Source organism: Bradyrhizobium sp. 31Argb (assembly GCF_043638955.1).
Classification (GTDB): Bacteria; Pseudomonadota; Alphaproteobacteria; order Rhizobiales; family Xanthobacteraceae; genus Bradyrhizobium.
In genome coordinates, this window is record NZ_JBEGDB010000141.1 from 1 (window position 1) to 20495 (window position 20495).

Here is a 20495-nt window from a genome sequence, read left to right on the forward strand (position 1 = left end):
CCCTCGTTTGAGATTTCGACAACCTCATTCTGGCACAACTGATGCCGTAGGGGGCCGTCCACCCCATCAACCACAGGGAGTTGTTGTGGCGCGAGCATGCGGTTGGAGCACACCGCCAAAGCCTGTGGTTACGGGTCCCGGGTCGCGCTTCGCTTGCCCGGGACGACAGCTCAATTCGTCGAAGCTTCGTAGCCCGGATGGAGCGCAGCGCAATCCGGGACAGTCTCGCGGGGCGGTTGGAGCCACCCCGGGTTGCGCTGCGCTCCACCCGGGCTACGGATTGTCAATTCGTCGGCAGCGGGACCTGGTCGTCGATCAGCGAATTCAGCACCGCCTTCACGTCGACCTTGGCATCGACCACGCCGGCCTGCTGCAGCGCGAGCCCTGCGGCGAGGATCGAATCGCGCTGCGGGGCGCCGATCCGGCTGTGGGTCAACTCGGTGCGCTCCTTGAGCTGCTTGTCGACCACCGCCTCCGGCAGCTTGGTCGCGGCAATGAAGGTCTTCTTCAGCTCGTCGTAGTTCGCCAGCGAATATTTGCGGGCCTCTTCGTAAACGGCGAGGACGCGGCGGACGACGTCCGGGTGATCCTTCAGGAACTGCTCGCGCACGTTGAGGATGCCCCAGGTGTTGGCGTCCGCTTTGCGGAAGAACAGTTTTGCGCCGTCCTCGACTTCCGCCTGCGCCATCATCGGGTCGAGGCCGGCCCAGGCGTCGACGTCGCCGCGGATCAGCGCGGTCTTGCCGTCGGCGTGCTGGAGCAGCACCGGCGTGATGTCCTTTTCAGAGAGGCCGGCATCAAGCAGCGCGCGCACCAGGAAGATGTGCGGATCGGTGCCGCGGGTCACCGCGACGCGCTTGCCCTTGAGGTCGGCGACCGAGGCGATCTTGGAATCCTTGCCCGTGACCAGCGCGGTCCATTCCGGACGCGAATAGACATAGATCGACTTGATCGGGTTGCCGTTGATCTTGGCGACCAGCGCGGCCGAGCCCGCCGTCGAGCCGAAATCGATCGAGCCCGCGTTGAGGAATTCGAGCGCCTTGTTGGAGCCGGCGGATTGCACCCAGACGATGCTGATGCCGTCCTTGGCGAACTCCTTTTCCAGGAGCCCTTTCTGCTTCAGGACCAGCGAGACCGGATTGTAGGTCGCCCAGTCGATGCGTATCTCCTTGAGCGGCTCCGCCGCAAAACTTGCCGCGGGCGCAAGCGTTAAACCTGCGATCATCGCAGCCACAGCGCGCCGTGAAATCCGGACCATCCTCAGCCTCCAAATGTTGGAAAAATCTTGGTAAAACGTCTTTTTATCTCAATGAGTTATGCTGGAAGGTCAATGAGAAAATCCGCACCCTGAAGGCGGCAACGTGAGAATGGCTTTGCTCAAATCAACGGGAATTCAGCACAGAGTGATCGCGGGTCCACAATGTCCCGTGACAGCGCAGGCGCCGTCCTTTATCGGGATAGACCATGGATAGTGTCGTGGCCGAACCCCACCCGGAAGTGGATGACCGTTTCGATACCGCGCGGATCACCGCCGCGGTCGACGCGCTCGCCGAGAAGCACGCGGGCCGCGAGGACCAATTCCGCTCGGCCATGGCGCAACTGCTCAAGGCGGAACTGATCGGGGCACGCGCCACGGCGCAGACCGTGCTGCTCAAGGACCGCCACGGCCGGCGCTGCGCGGAGCGGCTCTGCTTCGTGCAGGACGAGATCATCCGCATCCTCTATGCGGCGGCGACCAAGCACCTCTATCACTCGCCGATCCCCTCCGGCGAGGAGCGCATGGCGGTCGTCGCCACCGGCGGCTATGGCCGCGGCCTGATGGCGCCGGAGTCCGACATCGATCTGTTGTTCATCCTACCCTACAAGCAGACCGCCTGGGGCGAGCAGGTCGCCGAAGCGATCCTTTACTGCCTGTGGGACATGGGACTGAAGGTCGGCCATGCCACGCGCTCGGTCGATGAATCGATCCGCCAGGCGCGCGGCGACATGACGATCCGCACCGCGATCCTGGAAACGCGGTTCCTGACCGGCGACCGGCCGCTCTATGACGAACTGGTCGACCGCTTTGACAAGGACGTCGTGCAGGGCACCGCCGCCGAATTCGTCACCGCCAAACTGGCCGAGCGCGAGGAGCGGCACCGCCGCGCCGGACAGTCGCGCTATCTGGTCGAGCCCAACGTCAAGGACGGCAAGGGCGGCCTGCGCGACCTGCACACGCTGTTCTGGATCGCGAAATACGTCTACCGCGTGCGCGAGACCGATGAATTGCTCGAACGCGGCGTGTTCGATGCGCAGGAATACCGCACCTTCCGCCGCTGTGCCGATTTCCTGTGGTCGGTGCGCTGCAACATCCATTTCTTCGCCGGCCGCGCCGAGGAGCGGCTGTCGTTCGACGTCCAGCGCGAGATCGCGGTCAGGCTCGGCTACACCTCGCATCCCGGCATGCAGGACGTCGAACGCTTCATGAAGCATTACTTCCTGATCGCCAAGGACGTCGGCGACCTCACCGCGATTCTGTGCGCCAAGCTGGAGGAAGAGCAGAAGAAGCCGGCGCCGGTGCTGAGCCGCATGGTGGCGCGCTTGCGGCCGGGCAGCACCAAGCGGCGCGTGCCCGAGAGCGACGACTTCATCGTCGACAACAACCGCATCAACCTGGCCGCGCCCGACGTCTTCAAGCACGATCCGGTCAACCTGATCCGCATCTTCCGTCTGGCGCAGAAGAACAACCTCGCCTTCCATCCCGACGCGATGCGCACCGTGACACGCTCGCTCAAGCTCGTGAACACGCAGCTTCGCGAAGATGCGGAAGCCAATCGGCTGTTCATGGAGATCCTGACATCAGACAATGCCGAGATCGTGCTGCGGCGGATGAACGAGACCGGCGTGCTCGGTCACTTCATCCGCGCGTTCGGCAAGATCGTGTCGATGATGCAGTTCAACATGTACCACCACTACACGGTGGACGAGCACCTGATCCGCTGCATCGGCTTCCTGCAGGAGATCGAGCGCGGCGGTAATGACGAGTTCATTGTCGCCAGCGACCTGTTCCGCAAGATCCGCCCCGAGCATCGTCCGGTGCTCTATATCGCGACCCTGCTGCACGATATCGCCAAGGGCCGGCCCGAGGATCATTCGGTCGCCGGAGCGAAGGTGGCGCGGCGGCTATGCCCGCGGCTCGGCTTCAGCAACGCCGACACCGAACTCGTCGCATGGCTGATCGAGGATCATCTGACGATGTCGACGGTCGCGCAGTCGCGCGATCTCTCCGACCGCAAGACCATCGAGAATTTCGCCGCGGTCGTGCAATCGGTCGAGCAGATGAAACTGCTGACGATCCTCACCACCGCCGACATCCGCGGCGTCGGCCCCGGCGTCTGGAACGGCTGGAAGGCGCAGCTCCTGCGCACGCTCTATTACGAGACTGAGCCGGTGTTGACCGGCGGCTTCTCGGAAGTGAACCGCGCCCGCCGCATCGCGGTGGCGCAGGCCGAATTCCGTGCCGCCTTCACCGAATGGCCAGAGGCGGAGCTCAACGCCTACATCGAGCGGCATTATCCGGCGTACTGGCTCAAGGTCGAATTGCCGCGCAAGATCCGGCAGGCACGCTTCATCCGCGCCAGCGAGCAGGCCGGGCACAAGCTTGCGATCAATGTCGGATTCGACGAGGCGCGCGGCGTCACCGAACTGACGATCTGGGCGACCGACCATCCCTGGCTATTGTCGATCATCGCCGGCGCCTGCGCTTCCGCAGGGGCCAATATCGTCGACGCCCAGATCTACACCACGACCGACGGCCGCGCGCTCGACACCATCGCGATCTCCCGGGAATACGACCGCGACGAGGATGAAGGCCGGCGCGCCACCCGGATCGGCGAGATGATCGAGGACGTGCTGGAAGGCAAGTTGCGCCTGCCGGAGGCGATGGCGCGCCGCGCCGTCCATCGCAGCAGCGGCAGCAAGGTGAAGGCGTTCACCGTCGAGCCCGAAGTCACCATTAATAACCAGTGGTCGGACCGCTACACCGTGATCGAGGTTTCCGGCCTCGACCGGCCCGGCCTGCTGTACCAGCTCACCACCGCGATCTCGAAGCTCAACCTCAATATCGCCTCCGCCCATGTCGCGACCTTCGGCGAGCGCGCCCGCGACGTGTTCTATGTCACCGACCTCCTGGGCGCGCAAATCACTGCGCCGACCCGGCAGGCCGCGATCAAGAGCGCCCTGTTGCACCTGCTCGCTGATGAGAACGCAGCCGCCCAGCCGGCGGCCTGAACCTTCGCCGTGGTTTTACGGAGCCGGCAACCGGCTGACAGTTAAGCCTTTTATCCGGTCAGCCAGCTTCAGGGTTGCCGCATCGGCGCCGCTGCCTTACCTAGAGCCTCGGTAAACTGAGGCTCTAGCCTTTTGTTTCGACGCGTTTTCTGGCGCGAACCGGTATCCACTTCGCTCGAAAACGCTATGGTAGGCTCATGAAATTCCTCGATGAAGCAAAGGTCTATATTCGCTCCGGCGACGGCGGCAACGGCTGCGTTGCGTTCCGGCGCGAGAAGTTCATCGAGTTTGGCGGGCCCTCAGGCGGCAATGGCGGCCGCGGCGGCGACGTCATCATCCAGGCGGTCGACGGGCTGAACACGCTGATCGACTACCGCTACCAGCAGCATTTCAAGGCCCAAAAAGGCACCAATGGCATGGGCAAGGACCGCCATGGCGCCGCCGGCAAATCGATCATACTGAAGGTGCCGGTGGGAACCCAGGTCTTCGACGAGGATCGCGAGACGCTGATCCACGATTTCACCAAACTCGGCGAGAAATTCGTGCTGGCCGAGGGCGGCAATGGCGGTTTCGGCAACGCGCATTTCAAATCGTCCACCAACCGCGCCCCGCGCAACGCCAATCCCGGCCTGCCGGGCGAGGAGCGCTGGATCTGGCTCCGCCTGAAACTGATCGCGGATGCCGGCCTGGTCGGACTGCCGAACGCCGGCAAGTCGACCTTCCTCTCGGTGGTCAGCGCTGCCAAGCCGAAGATCGCGGACTATCCCTTTACGACGCTGCACCCGCAGCTTGGCGTCGTGAGCGCGCAGGGCCGCGAATTCGTGCTCGCCGACATCCCCGGGCTGATCGAGGGCGCACATGAGGGCGCCGGCCTCGGCGACCGTTTTTTGGGCCATGTCGAGCGCTGCCGCGTGCTGTTGCACCTGATCGACGCCACCTGCGAGCATGCGGGTAAGGCCTACAAGACGGTCCGCACCGAACTCGAGGCCTATGAGGGCCATCTTGCCGAGAAGATCGAGATCGTCGCGCTGAACAAGATCGACGCGGTCACGCCGGATGAATTGAAGAAGCAGAGGGACCGGCTGAAACGGGCGGCAAAGAAGACGCCGCTGCTTGTCTCCGCCGCCACCGGCGAGGGCATCCCGGAAGCGTTGAAGGCGCTGGTCGAGGTGATCGGCGAGGCGCCGGTATCGGCCAAGGCCAAAAGCAGCACTGATGCCGAACCCTGGGCGCAACCGACGCCGCAGGGCTGATTCCAAGGCCTGTTCGGCCCGCAGGGTTGATGTTCCCTTAACGCTCTTTCCCGTGCGCCGCTTCCAAAGTAAGGGGGTGGCGCGTATTGCTTCGCAAACGCCGCTCCGTCTCTGATCAAACCATGAAACGCCCCGCGCTCAACCGTTTTCGCCGCATCGTCGTCAAGGTCGGCTCATCGCTCCTGATCGATTCCGAGGCTGGCGAGGTCAAGGCGTCATGGCTGTCGGCGCTGGCTGCCGATATCGCCAAGCTGCACGGGGAAGGCCGGGAGGTGTTGATCGTCTCGTCCGGCTCGATCGCGCTCGGGCGCAGCCGGTTGAGGCTTCCGCGCGGGCCGCTCAAGCTCGATGAGAGCCAAGGTGCGGCCGCCGTAGGCCAGATCGCGCTGGCACGGATCTGGTCCGAAGTGCTTGGCGATCACGAGATTCGCGCCGGGCAGATCCTGGTCACGCTGCAGGATACCGAGGAGCGCCGCCGCTATCTGAACGCGCGATCGACCATCGCAAAGCTCCTGGAATGGCGCGCGGTGCCGGTGATCAACGAGAACGATACGGTCGCCACCAACGAGATCCGCTATGGCGACAACGACCGCCTCGCCGCCCGCGTCGCCACCATGGCGAGCGCGGATCTCCTGGTCCTGCTGTCTGATATCGACGGCCTCTATGACGCGCCGCCGGCCAATAACCCCAACGCAAAACTGATCCCGGTGGTCGAAAGCATCAGCGCGGAGATCGAGGCGATGGCGGGTGAAGCCGGATCCGAGCTGTCGCGCGGCGGCATGCGCACCAAGATCGAGGCCGCGAAGATCGCGACCACCGGCGGCACCCATATGCTGATCGCCTCTGGCAAGATCGAGCATCCCTTGCAGGCGATCACGGACGGCGGCCGCTGCACCTGGTTCCTGACGCCGGCCAACCCGATCACCGCGCGCAAGCGCTGGATCGCGGGCTCGCTGGAACCGAAGGGCACGCTGACCATCGACGCCGGCGCGGTGGCCGCGCTGCGGGCAGGAAAGAGCCTGCTGCCGGCCGGCGTGATCCGGATCGACGGCCAGTTCGCCCGCGGCGATGCGGTGATCGTCCGCGGCCCCGATACCCATGAGATCGGCCGCGGCCTCGTCGCCTACGACGCCGACGACGCCGAGAAGATCAAGGGCCGCTCTTCCCCCGACGTGATGGCCATCCTCGGGATCAGCGGCCGGGCGGAGATGATCCACCGGGACGATCTGGTGGTGGGCGGTCCGAGGATTGTCGATCCGGCCTGATCGCCAAAGCATGTCGTCCGGGTCGATATCTCTCCGAGCGCTCATCACCCGAACGACCTCGATGCCGTCGGGCAACGGGACGTAAAAAACAATATAGCTCCCGACAGGAAAGCTGCGCAGATTTCGCCGCAATTCCGGACGCGCACGGCCCGACAGCGGGTTCTGTACGAGCATTTCGAAGATTTCACCGATACGGTCAATCTGCCTGTTGGCGGCGCTGACCGAATCGCCCGCGATGAAAGTCCAAATCGAATCGAGGTCGCGATCGGCTTGGGGAAGCTTACGAAATCTATTCGCCACGTTTCCGCGCGGCCAATAATTGCCGTCCCCGCGCTTTCACAGATTCCATCATTTCGTGGATATCGACTTCCTCCGCCGGACCGCTATCAAAACCTTTCTGGATCTCGGCGCGCAGCGCTTCGAGCTTGGCCTTGCGGCGCTCTTCGCGCTCTTCGATCAGGCGCAGGCCATCGCGCAAGACCTCACTCGCCGTCGAATAGCGGCCGCTCTCGATCAGGCCTTGGATCATGTCCTCGAAATGCTTGCCGATGCTGTAACTGGTGGCCATGGTCGTACCTGCAGATATCAATAAATGATATTTAATGATATCAACGACGAGGGGCAAGGCACCTGCTGCCAAGCTCGGCCATTGGCCGATGGCAGGCGTCGCCCGCCAGCCATGCCGGTTCCTCGCCTCGCCAAGACCCCGATTTCCGTGCTAGACCATGGCCTTAACAGAACGCTGGGACACCCCATGACTGCGCCGCTGAAGGCGATCGACGGTAACGCCGATCTGCCGACCCTGATGAATGAACTCGCGACACAAGCGCGTGCCGCCGCGCGCGTGCTGGCGCTTGCGCCGCCCGAGCAGAAGAACCGGGCGCTTGCTGCCATCGAGCGTGCCATCCGCGAGAACGCGCCGGCCATCCTTGCCGCCAATACCGAGGATGTCGCCGAGGCGCGCGCGAGCGGGGCGACCTCGGCGTTCGTCGACCGCTTGACGCTGACGCATGCGCGCGTCGATGCGATGGCCGACGGCGTCGCCACCGTGCGCAACATTCCCGATCCGGTGGGCGCCGTCACCGAGAGCTGGCAGCGGCCGAACGGCATGACCATCGAACGCGTCCGCGTGCCGCTCGGCGTCATCGCCGTGATCTTCGAGAGCCGCCCCAATGTCGCGGCGGACGCCGGCGTGCTGTGCCTGAAGTCCGGCAACGCCGTGATCCTGCGCGGCGGCTCCGACAGTTTCCGCTCCTGCCGCGCGATTCATGACTGCCTGGTGCAGGGCCTGCGCGAGGCCGGCCTGCCGGAAGCTGCGATCACGCTGGTGCCGACCCGCGACCGCGCCGCGGTCGGGCTATTGCTCACGGGGTTGAACGGCGGCGTCGACGTGATCGTGCCGCGCGGCGGCAAGAGTTTGGTCGCGCGCGTGGAAGCGGAAGCGCGCGTGCCGGTGTTCGCCCATCTCGAGGGCGTCAACCACGTCTATGTCGACCGCTCCGCCAATCTCGAGATGGCGAAGTCGATCGTGCTGAACGCCAAGATGCGGCGTCCCGGCGTCTGCGGCGCGGCCGAGACGCTGCTGGTCGATCGCGCCTCCGCCAGCTTGAAACCGCTGGTCGAGATGCTGATCGATGCCGGCTGCGAGGTGCGCGGCGACGAGACGGTGCAGCGCGTCGATGCTCGCGTGAAGCCGGCAACCGAGGAAGACTGGGACACCGAATATGAGGATGCGATCATCGCGGCTCGCATCGTCGACGGTGTCGATGAGGCGATCGCGCATATCCACCAGCACGGCTCGCGGCACACCGACGCCGTCGTGACGGAGGATAAGGCTGTTGCCGAGAAATTCCTCAACGAGGTCGACTCCGCGATCGTGCTGCACAACGCCTCGACGCAATTCGCCGACGGCGGCGAATTCGGCTTCGGCGCGGAGATCGGGATAGCCACCGGCAAATTCCACGCCCGTGGGCCGGTCGGCGCCGAACAACTGACAAGCTTCAAGTATCGCATTCACGGCACCGGACAGACGCGGCCGTGAAGCCAAACTTGTGATCCCGTTGAAGCCAGCCCAGATCGCGTCGCCATCGGTCGCGCAGGCGCTTCCGTTCTACACCAACGGAATGCGCATCGGCCTGCTCGGCGGCTCCTTCAACCCGCCGCATGCCGCGCATCGCGCCATCAGCCAGTTCGCGCTCAAGCGGCTGCAGCTCGACCGCGTCTGGTGGCTGCTCACGCCGGGCAACCCGCTCAAGAATCACGACGGCCTGCATGCGCTCGCCGAGCGCTCCGCAGCCGCACTGAAAGTGGCCGACGATCCCCGGATCGATGTGAGCTGTCTCGAAGCTGTCATCGGTACGCGCTACACTGTTGACACGATCATCCATTTGCGGCGCCGCGTTTCCGGCGTGCATTTTGTCTGGATCATGGGCGCCGATAACCTCGCGCAGTTCCACCGTTGGAAAGACTGGCGGCGCATCGCCTCCGATGTGCCGATCGCCGTGATCGACCGTCCGCCACAAAGTTTCCGCGCGCTCGCCGCGCCCGCCGCACAGGCGCTTGCCCGCTATCGTCTGCCCGAGAATCAGGCGCCCCGGCTGGCGGATCAGCAGGCGCCGGCCTGGGTGTTTCTCACCGGCATGAAATCCAATCTGTCTTCGACCGGCCTTCGGAACCCTGATGGCAGCTGGAGGACGGTCTAGCGCATGATCGCGTGGATCATGCGGCAAGTGGTGTGGGGCTTACTGGAATATTGAAACCCTTAACCCCACATGCGTAGTATAGGCGGCGGGCACCGAGATTCGGCGTTCGCGATACAGTGAAAGGAATGGTCCCTGGCCACACCTGTATTGTCCAAGTCTGTTTTACCCAAGGTAGCTAACAAGGCAGCAAAACCTGCGCGTAAAACATCGACCCAAACTGCGGCCTTGAAGGCGCAAGGCGACGCCGACAAGACCCTGAATATGATCCTCTCCCGCCTCGACGATATGAAGGCGGAAGAAACGGTCACCATCGACCTTCGCGGCAAATCAGCATACTCCGACTACATGGTCATCACCTCGGGCCGGGCCAACCGGCACGTCGGTGCGATCGCGGAGAACGTCACGAAAGCCCTGAAGGAAAACGGCATCGGCAAAATCCACGTCGAAGGCTTGCCCAACTGCGACTGGGTGCTGATCGATTCCGGCGATGTGATCGTGCACGTGTTCAGGCCCGAGGTGCGCGAGTTCTACAATCTCGAGCGGTTGTGGACGCAAAGCCCGGTCGCGGCGGTCTAGATCTCTGAGCCGATGCAAATCGGCCGAGGCGCATGCTAACATGCGTTAATGCGGTTATTCGTCATCGCAGTCGGCCGATTGAAGCAGGGCCCGGAGCGGGAACTGGCGGAGCGCTATCGCGAGCGCTTCGACGATATCGGCCGCAAGCTCGGCTTCCGCGGCCTGGACGTTCATGAAATTTCGGAAAGCCGCGCGCGCGACGCCGCAACCAGGATGGCCGAGGAAGCGGCGGCGATCTCGGCGTTGATCCCGGAAAAGCATGTGCTCGTGGCGCTGGATCAGCGCGGCGAGAACGTCGACAGCGCGGCATTTGCAGGGTATCTCCGGCGCTGGCGGGACCAATCGGTCGCCAACACTATTTTCGTCATCGGCGGCGCCGACGGACTTTCGCCTGATTTGCAGCGCAAGGCCAAGCTGCGCGTCGCATTCGGCGCGGCGACCTGGCCGCACCAGATGGTCCGGGTCATGCTTCTGGAACAGATTTATCGGGCGGCGACCATTTTGGCCGGCCACCCCTATCATCGCGCGTGAACCGACAACAGAAAGCGCTGAACAATCCGATGCCGTCGCTGCGCGACCCTCACCGTTATCCCGACGCCGCGCGCCGCTGCCGGTATCCGGCATCCTGGCTTCCCCTTCCGGTCGTATTGTTGACGGCAAGCCTTGCCACAGTCGCAATCGCGCAAACTCCGCCGCAACAGCAACAGACCGCGGCAACCGCGCCGTCGCCCGATATCATCAAGCAGCGGGAGCAGGAGCTTGAGGCCACCCGCGAACAGCAACGAAAAGCCACCGAGCTGCAGGAGAAATTGAAGGCCGACATTGCCGCGATCGGCCAGGACCGCAGCAAGCTCAACCAGCAGATCATCGACATTGCGGGCCAGGTGCGCGGGGTCGAAGGTCGGATCGTCGATGCGGAGGCGAGGCTGCGCCCGCTCGACAGCCGCGAGCAGGAGATCCGCACCTCGCTCGATTCACGCCGCGCCGAGATCATCGAGGTGCTGGCGGCGCTGCAACGTGCCGGCCGGCGCACGCCGCCGGCGCTCCTGGTGCGGCCAGAAGACGCATTGCAGTCGCTGCGAACCGCGATGCTGCTCGGTGCGGTCGTACCTGAATTGCGGGGGCGCGCGGAGAAGCTGACCGCCGACCTCGGCGAGCTGGTTGCATTGCGCAAGACCATCGCCAGCGAACGCGATGCGATGGCGCGCGACCGCGACAAGCTCAGGGAAGACCAGGTCCGGCTCGCGGCGCTGGTCGAGGAGCGGCAACGCCAGCAGAGCGCGATCGAAAAGGACATGGCAGCGGAAGGCGCGCGGGCCATCGCCCTGTCCAAGCAGGTCGACGACCTGCAGGGCCTGATCGCCAAGATGGAACAGGATCTGAAGAGCGCCGCAAAAGCGGCCGCCGCCGCCAACCTCCAGGGCACGCCCGCCGCCCCGAACGGAAAGCCCAATCTGGGCGCTTTGAAGGATTCGGCGCGGCTGAGCCCGGCGGTCGCCTTTGCCTCGGCCAAGGGCCTGTTCGCCTATCCCGTTAACGGTACCAGGATTCGAGATTTTGGCGGCTCTGACGGTGCTGGCGGCGTGCAAAAAGGCATTTCTTTGGCGGCGCTGCCCGGCGCCCAGGTCACAACCCCGTGTGACGGCTGGGTCGTCTATGCCGGACCCTTTCGAAGCTACGGTCAACTCTTGATCCTCAACGCCGGGGGCGGGTATCATGTTTTGATCGCCGGGATGGAGCGTATTTCGGTAAACATCGGCCAGTTTGTACTTACGGGGGAGCCGGTCGCGACCATGGGGTCCACATCCCAGGTTGCTTCCATTTTCGCAACAAACGCGAGCCAACCCGTGCTCTATGTGGAGTTCCGTAAGGACGGCACTCCAATTGATCCAGGCCCATGGTGGGCCGCAAATGAAGGCGAAAAGGTTCGCGGATGATGCGCAAGACTTCTGTAATTCTCCTCAGCGCCGCATGCGGTGCAGCGTTGACGCTGTTCGTTACCCAACCGCGCGCCGTGCTGATGGGATCAAGCGCGCGCGCCGCGACCTCGGACACCTACCGCCAGCTCAATCTGTTCGGCGACGTGTTCGAGCGCGTGCGCAGCGACTATGTCGAGAAGCCCGATGACAGCAAGCTCGTGGAATCCGCGATCAGCGGCATGCTGGCCGGGCTTGATCCGCACTCGAGCTACATGGACGCCAAGAGCTTCCGCGACATGCAGGTGCAGACCCGCGGCGAGTTCGGCGGGCTCGGCATCGAAGTCACGATGGAAGACGGGCTGATCAAGGTCGTCTCCCCGATCGACGATACCCCGGCATCGAAGGCCGGCATCATGGCCAACGACATCATCACCACGCTCGACGACGAGGCGGTGCAGGGCCTGACCCTCAACCAGGCCGTCGAGAAGATGCGCGGGCCGGTGAACACCAAGATCCGGCTGAAGATCGTCCGCAAGGGCCAGGACAGTCCGATCGAGGTCACGCTGGTGCGCGACAACATCCGTGTCCGCTCGGTGCGTGCCCGCGTCGAGGCCGACGACATCGCCTATATCCGCATCACCACCTTCAATGAGCAGACCACCGAGGGCCTCAAGAAGGAGATCGCGAATCTCTCGAGCCAGATCGGCGACAAGCTGAAGGGCTACGTCATCGACCTCCGCAACAACCCGGGCGGCCTGCTGGAGGAAGCCGTGACTGTGTCCGACGCCTTCCTGGAGCGCGGCGAGATCGTTTCGACCCGCGGCCGCAATGCCGAGGAAACCCAGCGCCGCGCCGCCCATGCGGGCGACCTGACCAAGGGCAAGCCGGTCATCGTGCTGATCAACGGCGGCTCGGCCTCGGCCTCCGAAATCGTCGCCGGCGCGTTGCAGGACCACAAGCGGGCGACGCTGGTCGGCACCCGCTCGTTCGGCAAGGGCTCGGTCCAGACCATCATCCCGCTCGGCAGCGGCAATGGCGCGCTGCGGCTGACCACCGCGCGCTACTACACGCCATCCGGCAAGTCGATCCAGGCCAAGGGCATCGTGCCCGACATCGAGGTGCTGCAGGACGTGCCGGATGAACTGAAGGCCCGGACCGACACCAAGGGTGAGGCCTCGCTGCGCGGCCATCTGAAGTCCGACGGCGACGAGAAGACCGGCTCGCAGTCCTACGTGCCGCCGGACGCCAAGGACGACAAGGCGCTCAAGCTGGCCGACGACCTCCTGCATGGCATCAAGTCCACGGCGAGTTCGGCGCCGCCGCCCGCGAACGGCGACAAGGCTGCGGTCGACAACAAGCAGGGCAGCAAGGCCGCGAACTGATCGGCCACCGCGAATTCAGACCAAGGGCGGCCCTTTCGGCCGCCCTTTTTATTTGGAAGGTGCCGTTGCCCGGGTGAAGCGCAGCCTAACCCGGGACCGCTGTATCCGCGTCTAAGAGCGCCCCGGGGGGTTACGCTGCGCTTCACCCGGGCTTCAGGGCCGACCTTCTCTGCAACCGGCTGCCACGTGCTATCGTCGGCGGATCTGATTCGGGGGGTTCATGGCAGAGGCGGCCGACGAACTGAGCGCACCGCTCGGACAGGAAACCGTGGCCAAAAAACGCCGGTTCCAGGTGCCGTTCACGGCCACGCAGGCGCTGGCGGTGATGCTCGGCCTGATCCTGGTCACCTTCGCCGGTATCGCCTTGTTCAACGACGATCCGCTCGGCGGCGAGCCGATCGCCCATATCGCCTTGCGCATGGCGCCGGTGGCGGAGGAAAAACCCGCGGCGGCCGGCCCTGCCGCCGAGCCTGCAGCGAAATCGCCGCCCAGGCAGGCTTCCGGCGAGAGCAAGACGGTCACCATCATCGACGGCTCAAGCGGCGCGCGGCATGACGTCGTGATCGGCGGCGATGCCACCGACAAGGCCGAGTCCGACGCCGCGCCAGGGCCGATGGCCGGCATTGACCAGCGCCTTCTGGAAAAATCGCGCTATGGCATGATCCCGATGGTCGCCGACGGCTTGAGGCCGTTTACGGTCTATGCGGCCGATGCCGACCGCGCCAAGGCGGCAAAAACGCCCGTGGTGGCGATCGTGGTCGGGGGGCTCGGCGTCGGCGCCGCCAAAACCACCGACGCCATCATGAAACTGCCGCCGGCGGTGACGCTGGCCTTCACGCCTTATGGCGCCGATCCGACAAAGCTTGCCGAACGGGCGCGTGCGCAGCGCCACGAGATCCTGCTGCAAGTCCCGATGGAGCCGTTCGATTACCCGGACAATGATCCCGGCCCCCAGACGCTGCTCACGACCCTGAACGCGGAACAGAATCTCGACCGGCTCTATTGGCACTTCAGCCGCATCCAGGGCTACGCCGGCATCGCCAATTTCATGGGCGCCCGTTTCGTGGCGACCGATCCGGTGATGCAGCCGATCATGCGCGAAGCGGCCAAGCGCGGTTTGAGCTATTTCGACGACGGCCGCCACGCCACGCAGCGTCGCAGCCTCGCTCGCCGCTGGCCAGGCGCTGCCCTTTGCCAAAGCCGATTTCACCATCGATGCGGTTCCGACGTCGGTGGAGATCGACCGCATGCTGGTCAAGCTCGAGACGCTCGCCAGGGAACGCGGGGTCGCGGTCGGCGTGGCCTCGGCGCTGCCGATTTCGATCGAGCGCCTCGCGGCCTGGACCAAGACGCTCGAGGCGCGCGGCATCCTGCTTGTGCCATTGACAACCGCGATGCTGAAATCAAAATCGGGCTGGAGCATTAACCTGATGGCGCGACTTCCGGACCCCGCCCGTCTTGCAGATCATGATCCGCGAGGATGATATCGGGTCATGGTCTCGTCTTTTTGTTGGAGCGTGATCGTTTTGGAAAACCAATTCCCACTGGTTCCCGATCACCCTCTGGGAGTCCTGATCGAATGACGCGTTACGAAGAGCTGCCTTACCGGACCTGCGTCGGCGTGATGCTGCTCAACCGAGACGGGCTGGTCTTTATCGGACGCCGCGCCGGCGGCATCGAGCATGTCGACGACACCCACATCTGGCAGATGCCGCAAGGCGGCGTGGATCCCGGTGAAGACGTCTGGGAAGCCGCCAAGCGCGAGCTCTACGAGGAGACCAGCGTCCGCTCGGTCGAGAGGCTCGGCGAAGTCGACGACTGGCTGATCTACGATATTCCGCGCACGGTCGCAGGGCGCGCCTGGAAGGGCCGTTATCGCGGCCAGCGCCAGAAATGGTTCGCGGTGCGCTTCACCGGGAAGGACAATGAGATCGACGTGGAACGTCCCGGCGGCGGAGGCCACAAGGCCGAGTTCTCGAACTGGCGCTGGGAGCCGATGAAGAATCTCCCCGAATTGATTGTGCCGTTCAAGCGGCCGGTCTACGAGCGCGTGGTGCAAGAGTTTACGAGGCTCGCGGGCCGATAGGAATGTCCGAGGAAAAGCTATACCGCCCCAATGTCGGGATCGCGCTGTTCAATACGTCCGGCCGCGTGCTGATCGGCCATCGCTTCCGGGACGATGGTCCGGAAATCATCCTTCCCGGGCTCGAATGGCAGATGCCGCAGGGCGGCATCGATGCTGGCGAAGAACCGCGCCAAACGGTCATGCGTGAACTCTGGGAGGAGACGGGTGCGGTCTCCGCCGACTATCTCGGCGAGACCGACTGGGTCACTTACGAATTCCCGCCCTACAACGGACCGCCGCATCGTCTCGGCAAATTCCATGGACAGCGGCAAAAATGGTTCGCGCTGCGCTTCACCGGGCGCGACGCGGAGATCGACCCGCTGACACCGCGCAACGGACAGCCGGCCGAATTCGACGCCTGGCGCTGGGAGCAGCTCGACCGCGTCCTCGACCTCGTCGTGCCGTTCCGCCGCGAAGTGTACCGGCATGTCGCCCGCAGCTTCGCCGCCTTTGCGCAAGCGCGCTGAGACCGGATTGCGGAACCTCACCTCGTCCAGGTGAACCCATTACTCGGATAGCGGGAGCTCGGCGACATCAAGGATGGTGCCGATGCCATGCCGCAAGCGGCGCATGGCGCTGTCTTCGCTCGCGAGACCGAACGCCAGCATCGAGCGTCCGGTCACGGCATAGACGTGGCCGAACGGAAAGCTCGGCAGTTGCCCCTCCGGCTGGTTGGTGTCGATCAGCCCCTGCCAGTGCTGTCCTTCCGGGACCTTCGGCAACGTAAAGTTCACGACGTCGAAATGGGCGTTGTAGATCAACAGCAGGGTCGCATCCGATCCGCGGCGTTTGATGCCGGTCTCCTGGGCGCGACCATCAAGCAGCAATCCAAAGCAGCGCACATTGCCGTCCTGCCACTGCTCGACGGTCATTTCCTCGCCCGACGGGGCGAGCCAGGTCACGTCCTTGACATCAAGCTCCTCATTGTGAGTGCCGATCAGAAAACGGCTCCGATAAAGGATCGGAAACGCCTTGCGCATCGCGATCAGCTTTCGCGTGAATTCGCGCAAGGCGCGCCCTTCAGGCGATATCTTCATCCAATCGAGCCAGGTGGTCTCGTTGTCCTGCGCATAGGCGTTGTTGTTGCCCTTCTGGCTGTGACCGAATTCGTCGCCGGCGAGCAGCATCGGCGTGCCGTGCGACAAGACCATCGTGGCAAGGAAGTTGCGCTTCTGCCGCTCGCGCAACGCGACAATCTCCGCATCCTGGGTTGGACCTTCGACGCCGTGATTCCATGAGTAATTGTTGGAATGGCCGTCCTGGTTGTTCTCGCCATTGGCTTCGTTGTGCTTGTCGTTGTACGAGACCAGATCGTTGAGGGTGAAGCCATCATGGGCGGTGACGAAGTTGACACTCGCCCACGGCTTGCGGCCGCGCTTGTTGAACAGGTCTCCCGACCCGGTGATGCGCTTGACAAAATCGGCGACCTGTCCGGCATCCCCCTTCCAGAAGCTTCGCACGGTGTCGCGGAATTTGTCGTTCCATTCCGCCCAGCCCGGCGCGAACTGGCCGACCTGGTAGCCGCCGGGGCCGATGTCCCATGGCTCCGCGATCAGCTTGACGCTGGAGAGCACCGGGTCCTGCCGACAGGCATCAAGGAAGCTGCCGCCCTCGTCGAAGCCGTAGGGTTCGCGTGCGAGAATGGTGGCAAGATCGAAACGGAAGCCATCGACGCGCATCTCCGTTGCCCAATAACGCAAGGAGTCGGCGACCATCTGCAGCACGCGCTGGTGCGATAGATTGACGGTGTTTCCGGTACCGGTATCGTTGACGTAGTAGCGCTTCTGGTCGGGCAGCAGCCGATAATAGCTCGCGTTATCGATGCCCTTGAAGGACAGCGTCGGTCCGAGCTCGTTGCCTTCGGCAGTGTGGTTGTAGACCACGTCGAGGATCACCTCGATGCCGTGGGCATGGAATTGGTTGACCATCTCCTTGAACTCGGTCGCCCAGAGCGTGCGCAGATAGCGCGGATCCGGCGCGAAGAAAGCGAGCGAGTTGTAGCCCCAATAATTGCGCAGACCCTTGTCGACCAGATAGCTGTCGTCGACGAAGGCATGCATCGGCAGCAGCTCGGCGCTGGTGACGCCGAGCGAGCGCAGATACGCTGATACGTTTGGGCAGGCGAGGCCGGCGAACGTGCCGCGATCGGCCTCCGGCACCAATGGATGCAGCTTGGTGAAGCCTTTCACATGCATCTCGTAGATGATGGTGCGCTCCCACGGTGTCGCGGGCTTGCGGTCACGCCCCCAGGTGAAAGCGGGATCGATCACCCGGCACTTCTGCACGAGATGGACATTGTCGCGGTCATCAAACGATTTGTCGTTGTCGGGATCGCCGATCTTGTAGCCGAACAGTTCGGGGCCCCATTGCAACTGCCCGACCAATTGCCGGGCGTAGGGGTCGATCACCAGCTTGTTCGGATTGAAGCGATGGCCGGCGTCCGGTTCATAGGGACCATGGACGCGATAGGCATAAACCAATCCTGGACGCGCGGTCGGCAGATAGCCGTGCCAGACTTCGTCGGTATATTCAGGAAGCTCGATCCGCTCGACCTCGGTTTGGCCTGCGTCATCGAACAGGCACAGCTCCACCTTGGTCGCGTGCGCTGAAAACAGCGCGAAGTTGACACCAAGGCCATCCCAGGTGGCGCCTAAGGGAAATGGCCTGCCTTCGCGAACGGCGGAGCGACGCAGCAACTGCGCCGCCTGCGCGAGCTCACTAGCTGCGGCTGATCTATCCATCGGAAACGCCTGCCCTTCGGTTAGATGAACGCCTGCACCTCACCATCGTTCCTCTGGTCGGGCCGCTGCGCCTCTGGGCCAACCCCACCCGCGGCCAAGCGGCGCTGCATCGCGGCAGAAAATTTCACCTCGCCCTCTTGAATCGGAATTCTACGTTCCCGGTTCGACTTCCGCTCAGGGGCGGTTCCCGGCCCCCCGGTCCTGTGACATCATGGAGGAGAGCAATCCTCTCGGCCCAGGCCGAACGACCGAGCCCGGAAGGCCGCTTAGAGTGCGATCCGGAAAAAGTGGATACCGCTTTCCCGAAAACGACGATGCCCAAACAAGGACGATAGAACGCAGTTGATCCATCAAGGGGAGAGGAGAAAACGTCATGGCCGCGAAAGACGTGAAGTTCTCAACCGAAGCCCGCGAGCGCATGCTGCGTGGCGTAGATCTGCTGGCGAATGCGGTCAGGGTGACGCTCGGACCGAAGGGCCGCAACGTCGTGCTGGAAAAATCCTTTGGAGCACCGCGCATCACCAAGGATGGCGTCACCGTCGCCAAGGAGATCGAGCTCGAGGACAAGTTCGAGAACATGGGCGCACAGATGGTGCGGGAAGTCGCGTCCAAGACCAGCGACATCGCGGGTGACGGCACCACCACCGCAACTGTGCTCGCACAGGCGATCGTCAGGGAGGGCGCCAAGTCGGTCGCCGCCGGCATGAATCCAATGGATCTGAAGCGCGGCATCGACCTCGCGGTCGACGCGATCGTCGCCGACCTCAAGGCCCATGCCAGGAAGATCACCTCCAATGATGAGATCGCCCAGGTCGGCACCATCTCCGCCAACGGAGATGCCGAGATCGGCCGCTTCCTTGCCGATGCGATGCAGAAGGTCGGCAATGAAGGCGTGATCACGGTCGAGAAGGCAAAGAGCCTCAACACCGAGCTGGAAGTGTCGAGGGCATGCAGTTCGACCGCGGCTACATCTCGCCCTATTTCGTCACCAATGCCGAGAAGATGAAGGTCGAGCTCGAAGAGCCCTATGTCCTCACTCACGAGAAGAAGCTGGTCACGCTGCAATCGATGTTGCCGCTGCTGGAAGCGGTGGTGCAGTCCGGCAAGCCGGTGCTCATCGTCGCTGAGGACATCGAGGGCGAGGCGCTGGCGACGCTCGTCGTCAACAAGCTGCGCGGCGGCTTGAAGGTCGCCGCGGTGAAGGCGCCGGGTTTCGGCGATCGCCGCAAAGCGATGCTCGAGGATATCGCCATCCTTACCGGCGGCACCGCGATCTCGGAGGATCTCGGCATCAAGCTCGAGAGTGTCACGCTGAACATGCTCGGCCGTGCCAAGAAGGTCGTGATCGAAAAGGAGAGTACGACCATCGTCGATGGCTCCGGTGCCAAGAAGGACATCGAGGCACGAGCCACCCAGATCAGGACGCAGATCGAAGAAACCACCTCCGACTATGATCGCGAGAAGTTGGAGGAGCGGCTTGCCAAGCTCGCCGGCGGCGTCGCCGTGATCCGGGTCGGCGGCGCGACCGAAATAGAGGTGAAGGAGCGCAAGGACCGGGTCGAGGACGCGCTGCACGCCACCCGCGCGGCAGTCGAGGAAGGCATCCTTCCCGGCGGCGGCGTGGCGCTGCTGCGCGCCTCGAAGGCGCTGGAGAGGATCAAGATTACCAATGCCGATCAGAAGGCCGGTGTCGAAATCGTGCGTCGCGCCTTACAGATACCGGCGCGCCAGATCGTCGAGAATGCCGGCGAGGACGGTTCGCTGGTGGTCGGCAAGCTCCTGGAGCGCGCCGACTATAGTTGGGGCTTCAATGCCGCGACCGGCGAGTACGAGGACCTGGTACGCGCCGGCGTGATCGATCCGGCGAAGGTGGTTCGCACCGCATTGCAGGACGCGGCATCGGTTGCCTCGCTCCTGATCACGACGGAAGCATTGGTCGCCGACAAGCCGAAGAAGTCCGAGCAGACGCCTACAATGCCGCCGATGGACTTCTGATCGATGACAAGAGCGTTCCGCGAGTCGCTTGGCGCCGGCGGTGGATGCCAACGCCGCGGTCTCAAGCAGGGCGAAGCGCCGCTAGGCGAGCGCAATGCTGAAATTCGGCGGCTCGGAAACTTTCGCCCGCCACGATGTGACGGACGCCGGGTCGTTCAAGATTTTTGTTCGGCCCCGGCGCAGTGCACCGGGGCCTAGGCCGTGTGGACAGTTACCTTATCCAGAGCAGAGTGGCGGCAATGGCGACGACGGCGAAGTAGTTTCGCGC

At 63.9% G+C, this 20495-nt stretch carries 14 protein-coding genes and 3 pseudogenes; 13 read left to right on the plus strand and 4 right to left on the minus strand.

What is annotated here, in order from left to right:
- Nucleotides 1–283: 283 nt before the first annotated feature.
- Nucleotides 284–1258, minus strand: coding sequence for an aliphatic sulfonate ABC transporter substrate-binding protein (locus AAFX91_RS24600; protein ID WP_394568261.1), 975 nt, complete (start codon nt 1256–1258; stop codon nt 284–286).
- 206 nt (nt 1259–1464) lie between these two features.
- Between AAFX91_RS24600 and AAFX91_RS24605 the strand changes: the two genes are divergently transcribed.
- From AAFX91_RS24605 to proB, 3 genes are all read left to right on the plus strand, one after another.
- Entirely contained in the window at nt 1465–4269 is a 2805-nt protein-coding gene (locus AAFX91_RS24605) for a [protein-PII] uridylyltransferase (protein ID WP_394568263.1), read from the plus strand.
- Nucleotides 4270–4466: 197 nt separating this feature from the next.
- Entirely contained in the window at nt 4467–5522 is a 1056-nt protein-coding gene (gene obgE / locus AAFX91_RS24610; RefSeq protein ID WP_130583665.1) for a GTPase ObgE, read from the plus strand.
- Between the two features lie 122 nt (nt 5523–5644).
- The gene (gene proB / locus AAFX91_RS24615; RefSeq protein WP_394568265.1) at nt 5645–6787 is read left to right on the plus strand and encodes a glutamate 5-kinase; all 1143 of its coding nucleotides are present in this window, start codon (nt 5645–5647) and stop codon (nt 6785–6787) included.
- A 39-nt stretch (nt 6788–6826) separates the two neighbouring features.
- Here proB and AAFX91_RS24620 read toward each other — a convergent pair.
- Nucleotides 6827–7087, minus strand: a pseudogene (locus AAFX91_RS24620) (type II toxin-antitoxin system RelE/ParE family toxin); the annotation flags it as partial.
- Entirely contained in the window at nt 7077–7355 is a 279-nt protein-coding gene (locus AAFX91_RS24625; RefSeq protein WP_130579692.1) for a type II toxin-antitoxin system ParD family antitoxin, read from the minus strand. The gene AAFX91_RS24625 and the pseudogene AAFX91_RS24620, both read right to left, overlap by 11 nt.
- Before the next feature lie 186 nt (nt 7356–7541).
- Between AAFX91_RS24625 and AAFX91_RS24630 the strand changes: the two genes are divergently transcribed.
- From AAFX91_RS24630 to AAFX91_RS24670, 9 genes and pseudogenes are all read left to right on the plus strand, one after another.
- Nucleotides 7542–8828 carry a glutamate-5-semialdehyde dehydrogenase gene (locus tag AAFX91_RS24630; RefSeq protein ID WP_130579688.1) on the plus strand — a complete coding sequence of 429 codons (1287 nt, stop codon included), beginning with the start codon at nt 7542–7544 and terminating at the stop codon, nt 8826–8828.
- A 34-nt stretch (nt 8829–8862) separates the two neighbouring features.
- Nucleotides 8863–9489 (plus strand): nicotinate-nucleotide adenylyltransferase, encoded by a 627-nt coding sequence (locus AAFX91_RS24635; protein ID WP_207234489.1) that lies wholly within the window; start codon nt 8863–8865, stop codon nt 9487–9489.
- 225 nt (nt 9490–9714) lie between these two features.
- Nucleotides 9715–10065: a ribosome silencing factor gene (gene rsfS, locus AAFX91_RS24640; RefSeq protein WP_130579691.1), complete on the plus strand. Its 351-nt coding sequence runs from the start codon at nt 9715–9717 to the stop codon at nt 10063–10065.
- A gap of 48 nt (nt 10066–10113) precedes the next feature.
- Nucleotides 10114–10596: a 23S rRNA (pseudouridine(1915)-N(3))-methyltransferase RlmH gene (rlmH, locus tag AAFX91_RS24645; RefSeq protein ID WP_130579686.1), complete on the plus strand. Its 483-nt coding sequence runs from the start codon at nt 10114–10116 to the stop codon at nt 10594–10596.
- Nucleotides 10593–12002, plus strand: coding sequence for a murein hydrolase activator EnvC family protein (locus AAFX91_RS24650; RefSeq protein WP_394568268.1), 1410 nt, complete (start codon nt 10593–10595; stop codon nt 12000–12002). Before rlmH ends, AAFX91_RS24650 begins: the two co-directional genes overlap by 4 nt.
- A complete protein-coding gene (locus AAFX91_RS24655; protein WP_130579685.1) occupies nt 11999–13366 on the plus strand; it encodes a S41 family peptidase in 1368 nt (455 codons plus the stop codon). The genes AAFX91_RS24650 and AAFX91_RS24655 overlap by 4 nt, the downstream gene beginning before the upstream one ends.
- Nucleotides 13367–13586: 220 nt before the next feature.
- A pseudogene (locus AAFX91_RS24660) lies at nt 13587–14850 on the plus strand (divergent polysaccharide deacetylase family protein).
- 95 nt (nt 14851–14945) lie between these two features.
- The gene (locus tag AAFX91_RS24665; RefSeq protein ID WP_130579683.1) at nt 14946–15452 is read left to right on the plus strand and encodes an RNA pyrophosphohydrolase; all 507 of its coding nucleotides are present in this window, start codon (nt 14946–14948) and stop codon (nt 15450–15452) included.
- Nucleotides 15453–15454: 2 nt separating this feature from the next.
- Entirely contained in the window at nt 15455–15958 is a 504-nt protein-coding gene (locus AAFX91_RS24670; RefSeq protein ID WP_394568270.1) for an RNA pyrophosphohydrolase, read from the plus strand.
- Nucleotides 15959–15997: 39 nt separating this feature from the next.
- Here AAFX91_RS24670 and glgX read toward each other — a convergent pair whose 3' ends face one another.
- Complete coding sequence (glgX, locus tag AAFX91_RS24675) at nt 15998–18232, minus strand: glycogen debranching protein GlgX (RefSeq protein ID WP_130579681.1); 2235 nt, start codon at nt 18230–18232, stop codon at nt 15998–16000.
- Between the two features lie 373 nt (nt 18233–18605).
- On the opposite strand from glgX, the pseudogene groL reads away from it, so the two are divergent.
- Nucleotides 18606–20227: pseudogene (gene groL, locus AAFX91_RS24680) on the plus strand (chaperonin GroEL).
- The last annotated feature ends 268 nt before the right edge of the window (nt 20228–20495 follow it).